Annotated in this window: 13 protein-coding genes and 1 other annotated feature; of the genes, 1 reads left to right on the top strand and 12 read right to left on the bottom strand. The window is 27.3% G+C overall.

All coding sequences use genetic code 11. The features are described from left to right. Window positions 1-88: 88 nt before the first annotated feature. Window positions 89-338, bottom strand: a binding site (T-box leader). Between the two features lie 70 nt (window positions 339-408). From E0D94_RS05415 to E0D94_RS05405, 3 genes are read right to left on the bottom strand one after another with little or no spacing between them, the layout of a single operon-like run. Further along, entirely contained in the window at window positions 409-1,728 is a 1,320-nt protein-coding gene (locus tag E0D94_RS05415) for an APC family permease (protein ID WP_130806266.1), read from the bottom strand. A gap of 14 nt (window positions 1,729-1,742) precedes the next feature. Continuing rightward, window positions 1,743-3,440 (bottom strand): FAD-dependent oxidoreductase, encoded by a 1,698-nt coding sequence (locus E0D94_RS05410; protein ID WP_130806265.1) that lies wholly within the window; start codon window positions 3,438-3,440, stop codon window positions 1,743-1,745. Window positions 3,441-3,490: 50 nt separating this feature from the next. Then, window positions 3,491-4,816: a YeeE/YedE family protein gene (locus E0D94_RS05405; RefSeq protein WP_242620486.1), complete on the bottom strand. Its 1,326-nt coding sequence runs from the start codon at window positions 4,814-4,816 to the stop codon at window positions 3,491-3,493. 225 nt (window positions 4,817-5,041) lie between these two features. On the opposite strand from E0D94_RS05405, the gene E0D94_RS05400 reads away from it, so the two are divergent. Then, window positions 5,042-5,929 (top strand): LysR family transcriptional regulator, encoded by an 888-nt coding sequence (locus tag E0D94_RS05400; protein ID WP_130806263.1) that lies wholly within the window; start codon window positions 5,042-5,044, stop codon window positions 5,927-5,929. A 44-nt stretch (window positions 5,930-5,973) separates the two neighbouring features. Here E0D94_RS05400 and E0D94_RS05395 read toward each other — a convergent pair whose 3' ends face one another. From E0D94_RS05395 to E0D94_RS05355, 9 genes are all read right to left on the bottom strand, one after another. Further along, complete coding sequence (locus E0D94_RS05395) at window positions 5,974-7,245, bottom strand: M14 family metallopeptidase (protein ID WP_130806262.1); 1,272 nt, start codon at window positions 7,243-7,245, stop codon at window positions 5,974-5,976. Between the two features lie 54 nt (window positions 7,246-7,299). Beyond that, complete coding sequence (locus E0D94_RS05390) at window positions 7,300-7,656, bottom strand: NifB/NifX family molybdenum-iron cluster-binding protein (RefSeq protein ID WP_130806261.1); 357 nt, start codon at window positions 7,654-7,656, stop codon at window positions 7,300-7,302. A 16-nt stretch (window positions 7,657-7,672) separates the two neighbouring features. Beyond that, on the bottom strand, window positions 7,673-8,536 hold the full coding sequence (locus tag E0D94_RS05385; RefSeq protein ID WP_130806260.1) for an ATP-binding protein: 864 nt from the start codon (window positions 8,534-8,536) through the stop codon (window positions 7,673-7,675). Next, on the bottom strand, window positions 8,514-9,365 hold the full coding sequence (locus E0D94_RS05380; protein ID WP_130806259.1) for a nucleotide-binding protein: 852 nt from the start codon (window positions 9,363-9,365) through the stop codon (window positions 8,514-8,516). Before E0D94_RS05380 ends, E0D94_RS05385 begins: the two co-directional genes overlap by 23 nt. Continuing rightward, entirely contained in the window at window positions 9,365-9,757 is a 393-nt protein-coding gene (locus E0D94_RS05375) for a NifB/NifX family molybdenum-iron cluster-binding protein (RefSeq protein WP_130806258.1), read from the bottom strand. The genes E0D94_RS05380 and E0D94_RS05375 overlap by 1 nt, the downstream gene beginning before the upstream one ends. A gap of 2 nt (window positions 9,758-9,759) precedes the next feature. Then, window positions 9,760-10,125 carry a DUF134 domain-containing protein gene (locus E0D94_RS05370; RefSeq protein ID WP_130806257.1) on the bottom strand — a complete coding sequence of 122 codons (366 nt, stop codon included), beginning with the start codon at window positions 10,123-10,125 and terminating at the stop codon, window positions 9,760-9,762. Window positions 10,126-10,248: 123 nt separating this feature from the next. Continuing rightward, window positions 10,249-10,428, bottom strand: a complete 180-nt coding sequence (locus tag E0D94_RS05365) for a hypothetical protein (protein ID WP_130806256.1) — start codon at window positions 10,426-10,428, stop codon at window positions 10,249-10,251. A gap of 84 nt (window positions 10,429-10,512) precedes the next feature. Further along, complete coding sequence (locus E0D94_RS05360; RefSeq protein ID WP_130806255.1) at window positions 10,513-12,384, bottom strand: polysaccharide biosynthesis protein; 1,872 nt, start codon at window positions 12,382-12,384, stop codon at window positions 10,513-10,515. Between the two features lie 249 nt (window positions 12,385-12,633). After that, window positions 12,634-12,840: a sugar transferase gene (locus E0D94_RS05355; RefSeq protein WP_130806254.1), complete on the bottom strand. Its 207-nt coding sequence runs from the start codon at window positions 12,838-12,840 to the stop codon at window positions 12,634-12,636. Window positions 12,841-13,146: the final 306 nt, after the last annotated feature.

Raw genomic sequence — 13,146 nt, 5'->3', positions numbered from 1 at the left:
TACCAATCATATTCATCACCATCACAAGTTCAAATCATACCATTCACCTCCTTAAATTTATGTATTAAAAAAACCCTTCATCTCCTATAAAAGGGACGAAAGGTTTTATTCCGCGGTACCACCCAAATTAGATAGTATAAACTATCTCTCTTTACAGATACAGAAAATTATTCGATATCTTTTTTCTATAACGGGAATTCCCGACTAAGGATACTTTAATAAAATTTCACCTTGTATCTCATAAGACCATTCATTAAAAAATTTATATCGAACTCACACCAACTTCGACTCGCTATAATAAATTTATTTCAACTACTTTTCTTAATCATTGACTTTAATATTTTATTTGTATTATTTTATCATATATATTACTTAAAGTAAATATCTATTAATATATTAATAAACAGCCTATTTCATTTCTGTTGAATGTTTTTTATAATAGAAAAATCCAATTCCCATCCATAATACCATTATTATTATAGATGGATTACTCAACTTCCCTGGAGAACCAGGTATTATTAATAATCCCATAAAAGTTAAACTAATTAATGCTCCTATTATTGATAATGCTCTGTCAATACCTATTGTAGTTTTATACCCTATATAACATACATAAAAATATGCTATAGCAGCTAATAAGGAAGACATATCTACTATATATATTATTACTTCCCGACCTAGCCAAGGAGCAATTAAACTTACAATAGCTACAAACTTAATAGACTTTTCAAATACTCCATTTTTATTTCTTATATTAAATTTATCAGGTATAAGTTTATATTTAGAAAGAGCTCCTATCAACTTACTACTACTTAGCATAAATCCGTTTATACCTCCTGTTACTGCTCCCATTAGAGAAATAACTAATAATAAAAACCCTATATTACCTATATTATCTAATACAGCAGAACCTAAAGCCCATTCTTCTAGCAAAGCTTTTTCAGAAGTATATACTAATCCTGTGGTTATATTTAATAAATTATAAAAAAGTACTCCTGTAAATATAGCAATTATAGCTATTTTAGTAGCTTTTGTGCGTTCAAAATTTAAATCTGTTGATACCTGTGGGATAACATCAAACCCTACAAATAAAAATGGAACAATAGCTAAAATCTTAGCAACCTCACTCATGCTAAATTTATAATTTATTATATAGTTCTCTAATATTAAATTGTGATCAATTTTTATAATCATTACACTAAATACAATAATAACATTTAATACTAACAATAAAATCATTGTATTTTGAACTCTTGAACTTGCTCGTAATCCTTTAATATTTATAAAAGCAAATAAAATAATTATAAAACTAGATATTAATATTTCTGACAAATACACAGGATAACCTGCTATTTCATAAAGGTATAAAAATTCTACACTTGTTCCAAATAATTTTTTAATTACTAGTACAAATGCTGTAGCATTGAGAGGTACCATACTTATATAGCATAAAGTTAAAGACCATCCAACTATAAATCCGTTAGCTTTACCCATATTATTATAAGTATATGAAAATTCTCCACCATCTTCATCATTTTTTTCCATCATAATATGATATCCTTTTTGTATAAAAACAATAGCAAGGCCACCAAGAATAAATCCGATGGCCGTACTAATGATACCACTTTCATGGAGAAATTTTGACCCTGGAAGTGTAAAGGAACCCCATCCAATAATAGAACCTAATGCTAAACTTAATATATCTATTCTATTGAGCCTCTTTCTCATATAATATACCTTTATTAATTAAAATTATATTCTGTAACTATTTTTTCTCTTCCAGTTACTTGATCTTGAAAATATTCATAACAACAAATTCCTAAATAAGATCCAGAAATATTTACCACATTGTCATATCCCATATTTTTTAATGCCATTAAAGCATTATAACTTCTTTGAGATGAACGACAATGTAAATATACTTGTTTATCTTTTGGTATCTCATCTAATCTATTTCTAATTTGACTTAATGGTATATTTACTGCATTCTTAAGATGTCCTTCTGTAAATTCATCTTCTTCTCTAACATCTATTATGAATTCATTATTTTCTACTAATTCTCTAACCTTAGTTACAGGCACTTGTTCAAATTGACCGTTTAATAAATTTAATCCTACTAATGCTGCATGATTTACTACATCCTTTGCTGTTCCAAACAATGGTGCATAGCATAATTCTAATTCTTTTAAATCTTCTAAATTACCACCCATTAGAATCATTGTAGCAATAACATCTATTCTCTTATCTACATTTCCTTTTCCTATAGCTTGTGCTCCTAAAATCCTTCCTGTTGGATATTCATATAGTAATTTAAAGTGCATTGGATTACTTTCAGGCATTAGCCCTACCTTATCTCCTGGTATAACATATACTATGTCATAGTTTATACCTTCTGATTTTGCAACCTTTTCATTTAACCCAGTAGATGCTGCACCTAAATCAAATACTTGAACTACTGATGAACCTATTACTCCATTGTTTCTATGTGCTTTTCCATACATATGATCTGCTGCTGCTCTAGCCTGTCTTTGTGCTGGACCAGCAAGTGCAAGTCTTGATTTTTTATGTGTTAATCTATTATAAACTTCTATAGCATCTCCTACTGCATATATATCTTTATCATTAGTCAAATAATTATGATCTACTTTTATAGCACCAGTTTCTCCTATTTCTATTCCAGCATCCTTTGCTAAACTTGTTTCAGGAGCAACACCTATTGCCATAACTACTGCTTTTGCATCTACTTTTTTTCCAGATTGTAATTCCACTGAATCTTCATTTATTTGTTGTACTCCATCACTTAATATTAAATTAACACCTTTATCCATCATTTCTTTATGAAGAATTTGTGCCATATCATAATCAAATGGAGCCATTATTTGATCCTGTGCTTCAATTAAACTTACATTTTTACCTGCTAAATGTAAATTTTCTGCAACTTCTACTCCTATAAATCCTCCACCTACTACAGCTATATCTGCTATATTATTTTTAACAATATAAGAATTTAGTTTTTTAATGTCTACTACATTTCTTACAGTAAATACATTGTCTCCATTTATTCCTTTTATACTTCTAGGAAGTATAGCATTCGCTCCTGGAGATAATACTAATTTATCATAGGATTCTTTATATTCTTCTCCAGTTTGTAAATTCTTTACCACTAATTTTTTTTCTTCTCTATTTATCTTAATAACTTCACTATTAACTCTAGCTTCTATATTATATTGTTTTTTAAATTTTTCCGGAGACATTAAAACTAAATCATCACTACTCTCTACTATGCCACTTAAGTGAAATGGTAATGAACAATTAGAAAAAGATACATTAGGTCCTCTTTCAAACATTATTATCTCTGCTGATTCATCTATTCTTCTTGCTCTTGCTGCAGCTGAAGCTCCTCCAGCAACTCCTCCAATGACTAAAATTCTTTTACTCACAACTATCACCTCTTATAAAGATTTTTTAATTATAATTATTTATTGTATTATTATTTACTATCCATTTTTTTAGCAAATGTATTACCTATAATTCCACCACTTACCATAAAAATTAAAAATACCCATCCTGATAGAGAGAAATTAGCTATAGGTGTATATAGAGCTCCTACATTACATCCATTAGCTAAACGAGTACCTAGTCCCATAGTAAGTCCACCTAATGCAAATAATAAGAATTGCTTACCAGTTATATTTAATTCTGAAGTAAACATCTTTTTAAATATACCAGCAGTAAATAAGTAAATTGCTGTTCCAATTATTATTCCAACATTTTGAACTGTTATTGGATGTTCAAAAAATGGTAGATTAAATACATCTGATGGCATCTTAGTAAACTCTGAAATTGAATCAGCAGATATCCCAAAATTCATTAAAAATTTACCAAACCATATTCCATAAGGAGTTGATGCTCCCCAACCCGCTTTAGTTACTCCCATTAATATCACAAATAATAATGTTATTACTACTGCACCTTGCTTTAAAGTCCAAGGTTTTATGAAAAGTTTATTATATGATTCTTTACTGAATAAACTATAATTTGAACTATCTTCTATTAAATATTCATCTTGAAGTTTTTCAGTAGGATGTTGAGTATAACTATCATTTCTTTTTCTATATCTTTCATATTTATATGCTATTGAAACAACTATTAAACAGAATAAACCTATAAGCAAAAGTGCTCCTAAATAACCTTGAAGTCCATCCCATTTAAATAAATCTGGTAAAAACACTCCTCCAGATAATTCTTTACCTGTACTTGAAACTACCCATGAATTTGTAACGAATGATGCTGTTTTTTGTATTGGAAATCCTACAAATATTCCTAGACTAAAAAATATTAATGTTATTAATGCTCTTGGTAATCCAGTTATTAAATCAGTAAGTACTCCTGATGCACAACATGCAGAAAATGTCATCCCAAATCCGAATAATAATCCTCCTAAAATCAATCCTAAATTTATTGGGTTTACCCATAAATTATAAGAAGTAGGATCAGAATTATATAAAAATGCAGATGTTGCAAATGCAGAAATAAAAAACATAAACATTAAAGTTCTCATTAATTTAGTTGAACCTGTTGCATAGGCTCTATTTATACTTCCTGCAAATCCACTATACGCTCTAGTCAGAGTATATCCTAAAGCTAATCCTATTAATAATCTAAAAAATAACATATCAGTCTTTAAAAAAGCATTTCCAATTAATACTGTTAATAATAAAATAATGAATCCAATGATATTTTCTATAGCATTACTACTATCTAAATTTTTTCTTTTTCCACCTATCTTATTGTTAGAAATTTCTGTGTTTATCACAGTATACACCTCCGATTGATTTAAAATTAACATATTATTGCATTATCATTTTTGTAAATTAGTAAATAATCCCTCCTCGTTGTTTAATTTTTAACTTAGATATATAAGCTTTACGTGATTACAGTTATAGTATATACTGATAGATGATAATAGTGAATTAGATAAAATTTATACAATATAGATAATATTTATAGCAATTAAATTTTAAGTTAAGGAGATGGAAGTATGAATTTAGAATATCTAAAATCTTTTTATTGGATTGCAAAATGTAATAGTATTTCAAAAGCTAGTAAAAAACTTCATATTTCTCAACCTGCCCTTAGTAATCAATTAAATAGGTTAGAAGATGAATTAGGCTCTTCATTGTTAAAACGCTCAAATAAAGGTGTTTTACTTACTGCTACTGGAGAGATAGTTTTTGATTATTCAAAATCAATCTTTGCTCTTGAAGAAAATATGCACAATAGTATAGAAGAGTTAGACAAATTAAAAGATTTATTATCTATAGCTGTTTGTAAAAGCTTTGGATCTAGCTACTTTGCATCTAAAATCCATAATTTTAAAGATATTCATAGTAAAGCACAAATTAAAATTGATACTTATAATTCTTTAGATGTAATAAATAAAGTATTGAATCACGATTATAATATCGGTATTATTTTAAATCAATTTCCTTTAGATAATTTAGAGCAACTAGAGTTTTTTAATGATGAATTATTACTTTTTACAAATAAAGATTATCCTCACGATTCAATAGATATAAAACAATTAATTGAAATTCCTATAATAATTAGAGAAAAACAATCTACAATGTATAAAATGTTAGATAACTTTGCTAGAGCAAATGATTTAGATATAGACAATTTCAATATATTATTTAGTACTAATTGTGTGAGCATAACAAAATCCTCTATAATAAATGGCTGTGGATTTACATTTTTTCCAAAATCAAGTATGTATATTGAACTAAAAAATAATTTATTAAAAGAAATTAACATAAATAATGCTAATAGAAAAGATTTTCTTAGCTATAAATATTCAGTTATTAAGAGAAGTAAATATGAATTAAATTATTATGAAAAAAGATTAAAAGAATTTCTATTAAAAGTATAACACCTATTAACTTTTATAATTATAAAAGTTAATAGGTGTTATTTTTATATTATAGGTGAAAGTAATAATACTTCTTCATTTTCACTATATATTCTATTAAACTGATATATAGGTAGTGGATTTTCTCCAAGTCCTGTTTCGAATGTATATCCTGGAAGGTTATATTCTTTTATAAACCAATCCTTATAGCCAGCAAATGCTGCAGCATAAGGTACATCTGATAATCTATATCCTGTTATATTGGAAAATACTTCACCAATAGCCCTAGCATTAGGAGGATTAAAATCAAGGTATTGCCAATATATTACTCTTCCTTGAGTATGATAAGCAAGTGTCATTTTAAAATTATGTTCTCTGGTAAAATCAACCATAGCTTTTGTTTCAGGCTCTGATAATGGTGAAGGACCTCCATATCGTGTAGGACCTGGTCCTGTTACTCCAAGTTCAGTTTCCTGCTCTTTAGCTTCTTCCCAATTAGCTGGATAATTTCTATTTAAGTCTACTCCCCTTATATTTGCATTCCAAACTTCGGATAGTGGTTCACCTGTATCATTCCATTCTAATATTTGTTCATAGTATGGATTTTCAGGTGTTATACCATTTATCACAACATCTACTCCATCAGGATTTACCATAGGAACTATATAAATACTACTTGATTGCCAAATATCAACTATATTATATCCTCTAATAAAACCATTGTTCACAAAGCTCTCTAAAAAATTTTCCGTAAACTTCATCATAACTGGGGAATTTATCCATTCCAATGCATGATGACTAGCATTATAAAATACTTCATTAGGTCCATTGCCTAATTTTATATAATATAAACTTTTCCCAAGTACTGATGTCCCTATAGTTCCAACTTCTAAAAAAGGATACCTTGCTTTTAATCCTTCTATATTTTTTTCTAATAATTCATAAGTATATCCTACATCAGTTAATACTACATCAATACCATATGGCACAACTATCTTAGTACCAATAGTTAAATTATTAGGATCTAAATCTGGATTTGCTACTATAATAGAATTTACACTAGTATAATATTTATTAGCTATGCTATAGAAAGTATCTCCTTGTTTAATAGTATAATTATCATATCCTAAAATAAATCGTTCCAATAAACTCCATGTATTTGGTCCTACTATTCCATCGCTTATTAATCCATTATCATTTTGAAATCTCATAACTGCTATTTGTGTATTAATACCATATATACCATCAATAGCTCCAGGATTATATCCTATTTTAGATAAAACACTTTGAACTATCTTAACATTATTACCTCTAGAACCTAATTTTAAAATCTCCATAGTTTCACCTCTATTCATAGTTATGATATATAGTATTACTATGGAGATTTTTTGTTACTCATTACATTCTTCGTGATGAATATGCTGATGACATATTGAGTCAGTTGATACTAATTCTCCAGTTATATAACTTTCTACTAATTTTCTTGCATTACCGTGAGCTCCAGTTATTACTTCTATATTTTTATTGTTAAATATATTTATAGCTCCAGCTCCCATTCCTCCTGAAATTATAACATTAACTCCTAAATCATTTAAAAAATTAGGTAAAAATCCTGGCTTATGTCCTGGATTTGTTATAGATTCATTTTTAATAATATTATTTCCTTCCACCTCATAAATATTAAAATTCTCACAATGACCAAAATGCTCTGTTACTAAATCTTTTTCACTAGCTACTGCAATTTTCATTTAAACTCCTCCTATTTTATGTGTTTAATATTTTTATAGCTTGATTAAATACATCTTTTACCTTTTCCCCTATTTCACAATCAATATCTACAATAGTCTTTCCAATATTTATAGCTTTAATGGCATTTCTATCAAATCGTAATTTACCTATCATAGGTATTTCATTATTTTTGCAAAAATATTCAATTTCTTGACTTTTATCAATATTAACATCATATTTATTTATACATATAGCAGTTTTGATTCCAAATTTATATGATGTTTCAACAATTCTTTTCATATCAGTTATTCCAGATATAGAAGGTTCAGCTACAACTAAAACCATATCTACACCGGTTATTGAAGCAATAACTGGACAACCTATTCCTGGTGAACCATCTATTATTGCTAATTTTCCTCTTGTAATTGGCATATTTAACCTCTCTTTTACTTTGGTTACCAATTTCCCTGAAGTCCCACTCCCCATTTTAAGTTCTGCTGTTGAAAATACTTTATCTTCAGTATAAAGATCTAGTCTTCCTGCTATATCAGGTTGTAATTTAGCTGCATTCACTGGACAAACTAATTCACAAACTCCGCATCTCTCACAACTATAAGTATCTATTTTATAACTATCTTCTTTTTTTACTATTGCATCAAATCTACAATTTTCGAAACATTTTCCACAACTTATACATATATCACTATGGATATATGATTTATCCATTCCATAATAATCTTTAGTAATAGATTTGATTAAATCATCTATTACAAGGTGTAAGTTTGGGGCATCCACATCGCAATCTGCAAAAACTTTATCTTCTGAAAGTTTTACAAAACTACTTGCAATAGTAGTCTTTCCTGTTCCCCCTTTACCACTAAGGATTAGTAATTTCTGCATGCCACACCTCCTTAGTTACTTTTTCTAATAATGACGAAAATAACTCTTTATATTTATCATTTACTCTTGAAACAATCTCCCCATTAGAATTTAAATTTCCAATTGATTTATCAAAATATATTTTTTCTAATATATTTATATTTTTTTCATTACAAAATTCTTCTATGGGATTATTTTTATCTGTATATTTATTTAATACTACACCATGAGACTTATTAAATAATTTTACTAAATCATATACCATATTCAAATTATGAGATCCAAAAATAGTTGGCTCTGCTACTAATATACAATAATCAGCATCTTTTATACTATCCATAACTATACATGGACTTCCTGGTGGACAATCTATGATATTATAATTATTATTATCAATATATTTTAAAGATTCTTTAATAATAGGCACACCAGATACTTCACCAATATTCATAATTCCAGATATTACACTTACGTTATTTGAAATGCCTTTTTCTACTATCCCTATTTCTTTTTTCTTTTCAGTTATAGCATTAGCTGGACAAATAATAGAACAGCCTCCACAAGAATGGCATACATCTTCAAATACTAAAACTTTATTAGTATATGCTAATGCATTAAATTTGCAAAACCCCACACATTTTTTACATCCAGTACAAATATTATTATCTACTTCTGGAATATTTACATATATACTATTTCTAGTTATATTAGTAGGTTTAAAAAACAAATGGCCATTAGGTTCTTCTACATCACAATCAATATATGTTGAATTGCCAGCTACTTCAGATAAATTTACAGATATGAATGTTTTGCCAGTACCACCTTTACCACTTAATACTGCTATATTCATTATCTTCTTCCTCTACCTCTATTATTATTTCTTCCAACCCCATGAAAACCAGCATGTATTTCTGTTAATTCATTTAATTTACCTTCTTTTAATAACTCTATATTTTCTTTTATAGCCCCTGCAATGGATCTATATAGTTTTATATTAGAATTTTCAAATACTTCAGCTGAATTTTTACCACATCTTGGAATTATTAAAGAATCAATATTTTGATCTACTAATATTTGAGCTGCGCTTATACCAGCTCCACCTTGACTTGCTGCTGCTGTATTATCTATAAAAACACTAGATTCACTTTCAGTATCATATATCAAAAAATAATTTGCACGTCCAAAAGTATTATTAATATAACTATCTATAGATTTTTCGCTTACTGGCATTGCTATTTTCATATTCACACATCTCCTTCTTTTTTATTAATTAACTCTCGTTTTCTACAACCTTTCCCACAAGGCTTATTAGAATTTATACAAAGATTATAATTTCCACCTTCAATAACTATCACTTTTCCATTAATTAAAGAATCAGCAAGTTTTTTTCTAGCTTTATCATATATTCCTTGAACAGTAGTACGAGCTATATCCATTTGTTCTGAACATTCTTTTTGTGTAAAATTATTTAAATCAATTAATCTTATAGTTTCATACTCATCTACTGACATAATTATAACTTCTTTAACAATTCTCCCTATGCCCATAGGTCCAAATCTTTTGTTTTCTGGCAGCGAGCACACTCTCCTTCTTTTTTTAGGACGTGGCAAATAATTCACCTCCATTCATTATCGACATATGTCATCTATAAAATAATTATACTACATTTGCGACATATGTCAATAACTTTCCAAAAAATAACCATTAGACTTTTAAAAGTCTAATGGTTTAATTTATTTAAGATTTCCCTGTGTAGTGTCTACATATTCTCTTGCTCTTCCACATCTTGGTCTATATTCACTTTCATATGTTCTACTCACTCCACATCTCAGTTGGTTTTCTTTATCATAAGATCTGCTCATTCCACATCTTAACATATTTACTTCTTCTTTTGCATGTTGATGTCTTTCCATTTTAAAACACCTCCCAATTTATTTATATCCATAATTATAATTATTTATGCATTTCTTTGTATTAAATATTTACTTCTTTATAATCTAATTCCTCCATGTATCCCTCCTAACTCCTCTGTAGTTTTTAATGAGTAAGGTATCATAATTTGGAACTATTTTTTGTAAATATTCTTTAATATCTTGAACACTACCATTACTTGTCACTTCCTTTAATTTTTCAATTTCTTTAACTAACAATTCATAATCTTTAAATTGAGATTGAGCTATAAAAATTTTTGCATTATTTGTTAATAATACTTCTTCTTCATATAATAATAATTCTTCATATAATTTCTCTCCATCTCTTAAACCACTAATTTCAATAGGTATATCCTTATAAGGTTCAAATCCTGAAAGTCTTATTAAGTTTTCTGCTAAGTTTAATATCTTAATAGGTTCCCCCATATCTAATATAAATATCTCCCCACCTAATGCCATAGCACCTGCTTGTATTACAAGTTGAACTGCTTCTTGTATAGTCATAAAATATCTCGTTACATCTTTATGAGTTACAGTAATAGGGCCACCCTCTGATATTTGTCCTTTAAATAAAGATATTACGCTCCCATTACTACCTAGTACATTTCCAAATCTAACTGCTACAAATTCAGTTTTGCTAATATTATTTATAGATTGAATATACATTTCACATAGTCTTTTAGACGCCCCCATTACATTTATAGGATTTACTGCTTTATCTGTAGACATCATTACAAATCTTTTTACATGGTATTTGTGCGCTGCCAATATTACATTTATTGTACCTAATACATTATTCTTTATTGCTTCCTTTGGATTACTCTCCATTAAGGGAACATGTTTATGAGCTGCAGCATGAAATACTATATCTGGCATTAAATCTTTTATAACTTCATTTACTCTTTGTTTATCTCTAATAGATGCAATTATAATCTTTATATCTATATTCTTATATTTTCTTTTAACTTCATTTAATAAATTATATGCATCATTTTCATATATATCCAATATAATAATTTTTTTAGGATTAAATTTTGAAATTTGTCTACATAACTCAGAACCTATTGATCCTCCTCCCCCAGTTACTAAAATATTCTTATCTTTTAAATATTCACTTATTTCTTCAACTTTTAATTTCACTTCTTTCCTACATAATAAATCTTCTATCCTCACATCTCTTATCTTATTAATACTGCCCTTACTTTCAATATACTCAGACATATTAGGAAGAATTGTAATCTTACATTTAGTTTTTTTGCATTCATCAATTATATCTCTAATTTGTTTTTTATCTGCTGATGGAATAGCAATGATTATCTCATCAATACTTTTGTTTTTTACAACATTCACTATTTCAGTTTTTTTCCCCAAAATAGGTATTCCATTTATTCTTTGACCTATTTTTTTCTCATTATCATCAATTACAACGACTGGTTTATAATTTAATTTAAAGTTATTTTTAAACTCTCTGATTATCCTTGCTCCAGCATCTCCAGCACCGATAATCATAATTCTCTTTATATTATTATTTGAGTTTAACTTCTTCTTTTTAAATCTTCTTATTACTCTGTAACTTAAACGACTTGTACTAATAAATAAAATATCAATAATAAATATGAGAATATATATATTTTGAGGAAAATTAACTCTCCTTAATATAAAATAAAATAAAACAATAATATTAGAAATAAAAATAGCTGTAAGTATTTGTATTAATTCTTCTATACTTGCGTATCTCCAAAAATTTTTATATAGATTTAAATATGAAAATATAATTAGTTTAATAAGTGTAATAGGAATAAAATTTTTAGCAATATAACTTAAATATATTAATGGAATATTAAAATCAAACTTTAAATAAAATGATAAATAAAATGATATATTAATTAAAATAATATCCACAATAATTAGTATTAATTTTTTAGTTCTTTTATCCATTTTAATAACCCCTAACTTAATTGATTAATTATGATATATTTATTGCCCCTTCTAATTTTTCAGTAATCTAATTAATTTGATCTATGGTTAAGTTATTGCTAAATGGTAGTGCTGTAGTAGAATTACTTACTTTTTCAGTAATAGGAAAATCATTCTGTTTAAAGACAAATATTTTTTATTGTTTTGTATAGTCAATTCAAATATTTTGTCAGCACTAGTAGATCGTAATACCTTTCTATTTTTCTAACTTTATACTGTCTGATAACAACTCACTATTCTATTCTTTTCATCTGTCATTGTTTTAAACTTATACATAGTAAAAAGTTTCTCATCCAACCCTGGCCTCTTTTGCTTAAATATTATCGGACTTCCAAGATTTATTTTAACTAATAAACTTATAATTATAAAAACAGGACTTAAAACAATAATAGCTATCAAGGCCAAAATAAAGTCCATTAATCTTTATATATATTTTCTATATATACTACTTTTATTCTGATGACCTTTCATTTATCACATTCCCCTTTAGAATCTCATAATTTTTCAATCTCTTTATCTGCTAAATTTTATATCAAATTACATATACATAATATTTCAATTCTATAAATAACCTAAAAAAGTCCATCCCCTTATTAAAATATGAATATGATTATAAAATGTTACTTTCACTTTAGTTATCAGTTTATAGTTTTCTTAAAGTAATTTTAGACAATAAAAAAGCACTAGTAATATAATCTATGCATATTACTAGTACTATAAGAA

The sequence above is a fragment of the Senegalia massiliensis genome, from assembly GCF_900626135.1.
GTDB classification, from domain to species: domain Bacteria; phylum Bacillota; class Clostridia; order Tissierellales; family SIT17; genus Anaeromonas; species Anaeromonas massiliensis.
This window is presented reverse-complemented; position numbering and strand designations above follow the sequence as displayed.

What these genes read in the sequence shown, in the direction of transcription:
- E0D94_RS05415 (WP_130806266.1), bottom strand. Translation starts at nt 1,728, where the DNA reads ATGAGAAAGAGGCTCAATAGAATAGATATATTAAGTTTAGCATTAGGT.
- E0D94_RS05380 (WP_130806259.1), bottom strand. Translation starts at nt 9,365, where the DNA reads ATGAATATAGCAGTATTAAGTGGTAAAGGTGGTACTGGCAAAACATTC.
- E0D94_RS05360 (WP_130806255.1), bottom strand. Translation starts at nt 12,384, where the DNA reads ATGGATAAAAGAACTAAAAAATTAATACTAATTATTGTGGATATTATT.
- E0D94_RS05365 (WP_130806256.1), bottom strand. Translation starts at nt 10,428, where the DNA reads ATGGAAAGACATCAACATGCAAAAGAAGAAGTAAATATGTTAAGATGT.
- E0D94_RS05400 (WP_130806263.1), top strand. Translation starts at nt 5,042, where the DNA reads ATGAATTTAGAATATCTAAAATCTTTTTATTGGATTGCAAAATGTAAT.
- E0D94_RS05395 (WP_130806262.1), bottom strand. Translation starts at nt 7,245, where the DNA reads ATGGAGATTTTAAAATTAGGTTCTAGAGGTAATAATGTTAAGATAGTT.
- E0D94_RS05390 (WP_130806261.1), bottom strand. Translation starts at nt 7,656, where the DNA reads ATGAAAATTGCAGTAGCTAGTGAAAAAGATTTAGTAACAGAGCATTTT.
- E0D94_RS05375 (WP_130806258.1), bottom strand. Translation starts at nt 9,757, where the DNA reads ATGAAAATAGCAATGCCAGTAAGCGAAAAATCTATAGATAGTTATATT.
- E0D94_RS05385 (WP_130806260.1), bottom strand. Translation starts at nt 8,536, where the DNA reads ATGCAGAAATTACTAATCCTTAGTGGTAAAGGGGGAACAGGAAAGACT.
- E0D94_RS05355 (WP_130806254.1), bottom strand. Translation starts at nt 12,840, where the DNA reads ATGGACTTTATTTTGGCCTTGATAGCTATTATTGTTTTAAGTCCTGTT.